General features: G+C 65.7%; 5 protein-coding genes. 2 read left to right on the top strand and 3 right to left on the bottom strand.

What is annotated here, in order from left to right; translation table 11 throughout:
• Window positions 1-1,006 (top strand): alanine racemase (locus B3547_RS08250; RefSeq protein WP_292961984.1); only part of this gene is annotated, 1,006 nt, incomplete at its 5' end.
• 276 nt (window positions 1,007-1,282) lie between these two features.
• On the opposite strand, the gene B3547_RS08245 is transcribed toward B3547_RS08250, so the two are convergent.
• Genes B3547_RS08245 through B3547_RS08235 form a run of 3 tightly spaced genes read right to left on the bottom strand, consistent with a single transcriptional unit; the run spans window position 1,283 to window position 5,010 of the window.
• Window positions 1,283-2,272, bottom strand: a complete 990-nt coding sequence (locus B3547_RS08245) for a HupE/UreJ family protein (protein WP_292961982.1) — start codon at window positions 2,270-2,272, stop codon at window positions 1,283-1,285.
• Window positions 2,269-3,102, bottom strand: a complete 834-nt coding sequence (locus B3547_RS08240; RefSeq protein ID WP_292961979.1) for a peptidylprolyl isomerase — start codon at window positions 3,100-3,102, stop codon at window positions 2,269-2,271. Before B3547_RS08240 ends, B3547_RS08245 begins: the two co-directional genes overlap by 4 nt.
• Window positions 3,103-3,114: 12 nt before the next feature.
• Window positions 3,115-5,010 carry a DUF3604 domain-containing protein gene (locus B3547_RS08235; protein WP_124811291.1) on the bottom strand — a complete coding sequence of 632 codons (1,896 nt, stop codon included), beginning with the start codon at window positions 5,008-5,010 and terminating at the stop codon, window positions 3,115-3,117.
• 224 nt (window positions 5,011-5,234) lie between these two features.
• On the opposite strand from B3547_RS08235, the gene B3547_RS08230 reads away from it, so the two are divergent.
• Window positions 5,235-5,517: 1-deoxy-D-xylulose-5-phosphate synthase N-terminal domain-containing protein (locus B3547_RS08230; RefSeq protein WP_292961975.1), on the top strand; the 283-nt coding region annotated here is incomplete at its 3' end.

The following is a 5,517-nucleotide window of genomic DNA, read 5'->3' as shown; positions in this document are numbered from 1 at the left end:
CAAGTCGCTGCCCGCCCCCCGCCTCATCGAACACGTGCTGAACGGCATGGGCAGCCGGCGGATGATGGTGTTCAGCGCCGAGATGCTGCTGCAATTGCTGCCCCTTTATGCCGATGCCGACATGCTGATGGGCAAGCCCCTGCCCGCCGCCGAATTCGCCCGCGTGATCGACAAGGCCGGGCCGCAGGCCGCCGCCCGCCCGCAATGGCTGATCGACACGCCGCAGCGGCTTTCCGAATACGCCGCGATCGCCAAAGCGCATGGCGTCCCGTTGCAGGCGAGCTTCGAACTCGATGTCGGCCTGCACCGGGGCGGATTTCCGGATGCCACGGCCCTAGCCCCCGCGCTCGCCTTCGCGCGCGACAACAGCGTGCGCATCGCCGGGCTGATGGGTTACGACCCCCATGTTCCCAAGATGCCGCTTCCCGATCGCGCCTATGCCGCCTCGCAGGCCGCCTACCGCGCCGCTATCGATGCCGTGCGTCACGTCGTCGGCAATGCAGCGCCGCTGACGCTGAACGGAGCGGGAAGCCCCACGTTCCGCCGCCATTGCAAGGGCACCGTGGCCAACGAGGTTTCGGTCGGGTCCGCCTTCGTCAAGCCGGGCACGTTCGACTATTCCGATCTCGCCGATCTGGCACCGGCGGCTTTCATCGCCTCCCCCGTCATCAAGGCGGTGGAAGACATGCGCCTGCCGGGCGTGGAGCCGCTGTCCGGCCTGCTGCACTGGTTCGATCGCAACAGCCAGCGCGGCTTCTTCATGCATGGCGGGCACTGGCTGGCCCAGCCGGTTTCGCCGCCGGGGCTGTCCTATTCCGGCCTGTTCGGGCGCTCCTCCAACCAGGAACTCCTGCTCGGTTCGGCCCGGACGAGCCTGCGACCGGACGACCACGTCTTCCTGCGCCCGGATCAGAGCGAAGCGCTGTTCCTCCAGTTCGGGGACATCGCCGTGTTCGACGGGCACACGATCACCGAAACATGGCCCACGCTTCCGATCAGCGCCTAGGGTCAGGACCCCTTACTGGCGCGATCGAGGTTTGAAGCAAAATGGCCTGTTGCAAGGAGAGAGGGCGCAGGAATATGTCGATATTTCAAGCTCTCTCGACGCCGCAGCCGGCCATTTTGGTCAAATCCCTGCGGGACGTCCAAATGGCTTCCATCTCGAACCGAAAGGCGCTTGCAAAGACGTCCAGTCTTAGCCGCGCGCCTTTCGGCCCGATATGTTCGCCATTTGGACGCCTCGACCGCGCCAGTAATGGGTCCTGGCCCTAGAGCAGCGCCTTCAGGCGATCAGGCGATCGATAAACCAGTAGCTGGCGGTAATGCCAATCGCATAAGTCGCGACAAGCGTCGCCGGGCGCAGCGCTTGCGGGGTGAAGCGCCGCAACAGCCCGATCGCAGCGAGGCAGACCGCCACGATCACCAGTTGCCCGGTCTCCACGCCCAGATTAAACGTGAGCAGCGCCATCGGCACATCGGTTTCCGGCAAGCCGATCTCGCGCAGCGCGCCGGCAAAGCCGAAGCCGTGCAGCAGTCCGAACAGGAAGGCCACCACCCACGGCACGCGTTCGGACAGGCGCGGCGCGCCTTCGCGGCGTTTCACGATCTCCACCGCCAGGAACACGATCGACAGCGCAATCAGCGCTTCCACCGGTGCCTGCGCCAGTCCGAACAGCCCCAGCGTGGTGCCGGCAAGGGTAATCGAATGCGCCACCGTGAATGCCGTGGCGGCACGCACCACGGTCCACAGATGGCCCAGCAGCAGCACCAGCGAGACCACGAACAGCAGGTGGTCGTATCCCGTCAGGATATGTTCGACGCCCAGCACGAAATAGGTCCGCGCCACCTGCCAGCGCCCCGGCTTCGCCACCACTTCCACCATCGGCTGCGCGGTGGTGAGCCGCTCGGCCTGAACCGGCCGCCCCAGCGGCGCCACCCGCAGCAGCGCGTCGGTGAACGTGGTCTCCATACCGGAAAGGCCCACTTTCTGCCCTTCCAGCGATCCCCGGCAGGTAACGTCGCCGGTCGAGATCACCGAGCCGCTGTCCAGCCGGCTTTCGCGCGGAGCGATGGCGCAGAACGCCGGCAGCGCGGGCCGTGCCCGCGTGGCCAGCCCGCCAAGGATCGGCGCTTTCCACACCAGCTTCCAGTGCGCCGCGTCCTGCTGCGTCAGTTCCAGATAGCCCGGCCGCAATTCGTCAGCGCGCGCTGGTGCGCCGATCGCACACAGCACCGCGAGCACGAGCAGGACAAGGCCACGCACCGTGTTCACTTGGGCTGCTCGATCACCACGTCATAGCCTTCGACGATCTTGCGATAGGCCTCTTCCTCCGCCTTGCGCACGTTGGCCTCGTGCCAGTCGTTGGCAAGCTGCTGGCGGGCTTCATCCACCGTCGGCGGCCTGGCCTTGATCACCGCGTCGACGCGCACCAGATGCAGGCCAAGGCCCGAGGTGACCGGCCCGGTCCATTCGCCGCGCGGCAGCTTGCGCAGCGCCAGCGCGAACGCATCGCCGAACGTGGCACCGATGGAATCCGCGTCCGCCGCCTCATAACGCGGGTTGATCGGCGCCGCCTGGGCAAAGCGCGTGGCATCCCCGCCCTGTCGCAGCGCCACCAGCGCATCGCGCGCGGCCGCGCGGGCGGCGGGGCTGTCCGCCCCCAGATAGAGCTGCGCGAACGTCACCTTCGGTTCGCGCGCATAGCGGCCGGGGTCCTTGTCGAGCAACTTCTGGAGATCGGCATCGGTCGGCGTCGCGGCTTCGGCGTCGTTGGTGGCGATGGCGATCATCTTGTTGCGCATCCGGCGCACCACGATCTCGTCATCCTTGTCCAGCCCCAGCCGCAGCGCCTCGCGATAATAGACCTGTTCGTGGACATAGTCGCTGATCAGCCCGTCCATTTCCTGCGACGTGGGCTGGCGGTGGAAGCTTTCGGTAAAGCGGTTGAGCAGGCGCGAGACGACCTCCGCGTTCACCACGATGCGCCGTTCGCCCGCGTCGGGCGCGCGGCCGGACAGCAGGGCGAAGACCAGCGCCCCCGCGATCATGAAATGCACCAGTGGTTCGCGCAGCAGGGAGGCCGCGCGGGATCGCAGGGTCATGTCCGGGCACCGTTACGAAGGAGTGTACCAGATGGCCGAGGTATAGGCGCGTTCCTGCTGCTTGCGCGGGATGTCCGGCGTCAGGGTGAGGTGGTACTTCACCGCGTCATAGCTGACCCAGTTCGGCGTCGGGATTTCCAGCACGCGCACATAGTAGAACGCGCGCATCGCCGGATCGAACTCCGGATCGGTCCACACGCTGGCCAGCGAAGGCGCGCCGATCGAATTGGCATAGGTCGCCCGCGTCAGGTCCACGGTATCGCCCACCGCCGGCACCTTGCCGCCCGCCGGCTTGCGCTTCGCCATATCGCTCCACACGACGTCAAAGACCTTCTCGTGCGATTTGCCGCCCTTGTCGACCCAGCCCTTGACGATCTGGACGCGATCGAGATTGGCGCCGACCGGGTCTTTCAGCGCGGAAACGATGAAGCTCGGCGCGCCCGCACCCTTGTGCCCGGAAAGATCGCTGCCCATCGGCACGCCGCGGCGATAGCCGGCGTGGACCCAGTCGCCCCTGAGATCGTCGCCCTTGAAATCCCAGCCGCCGAAGAAGCGCACGGTCATGCGCGGCCCGGTGGTGCCATAGACCTCGCGGCGCTGGATAGCGTCGAAGATCGCGGTGCGCGTGTTGGCGCGCGCCCACACGGCGGCATAGCCGCTCGCCAGCGATTGCCAGTTCATGCGGCCGCTGTTGATGCCGGGCACGAAGCCGTCGGTCGAGCGCGTCGGGCTCGGCTCGACGCCGGGGTGCTTGCCCCAGAAGTTGTTGTCGTCCGCCGTGGACAGCGAATTGTGCGAATCCGTGGAGCCGATCACGCCGAACTTGTAGGGATTCACTCCGATCGTCTGCTCCAGAATCAGGCCGCGCTTCAACGCCTCGCGCACATAGCTGCCCGCCAGATCCCCCGGCTTGGTCGGTTGCGAATTGAGCAGGTTGTTGAGGTCCCAACCGGCCGTGCCGTAACCCGCGAATTCATCGTTTGGTGACAGGAACGGATGGGCTTCGCTGTCGCCCTTGATCTGGGTGATTTCCACCACCGGCTCGTGCGCGGCACGGCGGCGGGCCTGCGCCGCCGTCATCGGGCCACCGCTGGGATCGGTCATCATGAACATCAGGCCGTTGGACAGGTTGGCGTTGTGCGGGATCGCCAGCACCTTGCCGCCGGTGCTCTTCTCGTAGCCGTCCATGTAATCCCACAGCTTGTCCGGCCACAGTTCGTTGCTGGGATCGAGCGGCATGATCTTGGCGACGCGATCCTTGTTGTCGCGGAAGATCACGTTGCGGTGCAGGTTGTTGCCCCCCTGCATCAGCGTGTATTCGAAGCCGAAGAAGGCGGTGAACTTGCCGGGTTCGTTGTAGCGGTCGACGGTATCGAGGTGATCGTTCCAGATCTTGCGCGTGCGCTCCTCGGCCTTGGCGGGATCGTTGAGGCCGGCCGGCAACTTGTTCTGCGACCGCGCCTGAAGCATCTCGCCGGTCGCCTGCAACGAACCCTTCGGCCCCTGGTGCATCAGATCATACCAGCGGCGCAGCGTGGGATCAGTGATCAGCAGGCGCGGGGCGTCATACAGCGCCTTGGTCGCGCCCAGCCCCTCGGCGTGATCGGCGATCACCAGGAAGTCCAGCGGACGGGCAAGCTTGGCCTTCTGTCCGGTGCTTGACGTCACTTCCTCGCCGCGCGCGAAGCGCAGCGCCTCTTCCGGCCCTAGCCGGTTGCCGAAGCCGAAGGCGTCGACCGAATTGGCGGTGTGAAGATGGGTGTCGCCCCAGAACACGCGCTCGGGAAACTCGGTTTCCACCACCTTGATTTCGGACTTGCCGGAAACCGCCTGCTTGATCTTGTCGCACCCCGACAAGGAAAAGGCACTGCCCAGCAAAAGTGCCGCGATGATCGCCTTGCGCCGCATGATCTCTCTCCCGTTCCCCGCGCCTACCCCACTGTCACGGGTCGTTTTTTGAAACCCGAAGATGCCACACGCGGATCGATGGTCAATACGTCCGCGTCAGGAATCGGCACTTTTTATGCCAAAACTTTTCAACTGTCACGCCCGCTTCGTGCAGGACCGGTTCAGGCATGCAGGCCCACTTGAGTAGTAATGACACCACGGTTTTTGGAATGTAAGGCGCAGGGATGTCGTTAGAACGAGATCGTCCCTTGCTGGAGGGAGTAGAAGCGCCATCGGATTTTCGGGGCTGGCCGTTGCCGCGTTTGCGGGCATTGGCGGACGAGGTCCGGGCGGAGATGATCGGGGCGGTGGGGCAGACGGGCGGTCACCTGGGGTCTGGCCTTGGCGTGGTGGAGCTGACGGTGGCGCTGCACTATGTGTTCGACACGCCGCGCGACCGGCTGGTGTGGGACGTGGGGCATCAGGCCTATCCGCACAAGATTCTGACCGGCCGGCGCGAGCGGATGC

The sequence above is a fragment of the Novosphingobium sp. UBA1939 genome (assembly GCF_002336885.1).
Lineage (GTDB): Bacteria > Pseudomonadota > Alphaproteobacteria > Sphingomonadales > Sphingomonadaceae > Novosphingobium.
The sequence above is the reverse complement of the archived record's forward strand: the minus strand, read 5'-3'. Positions and strand labels throughout refer to the sequence as shown.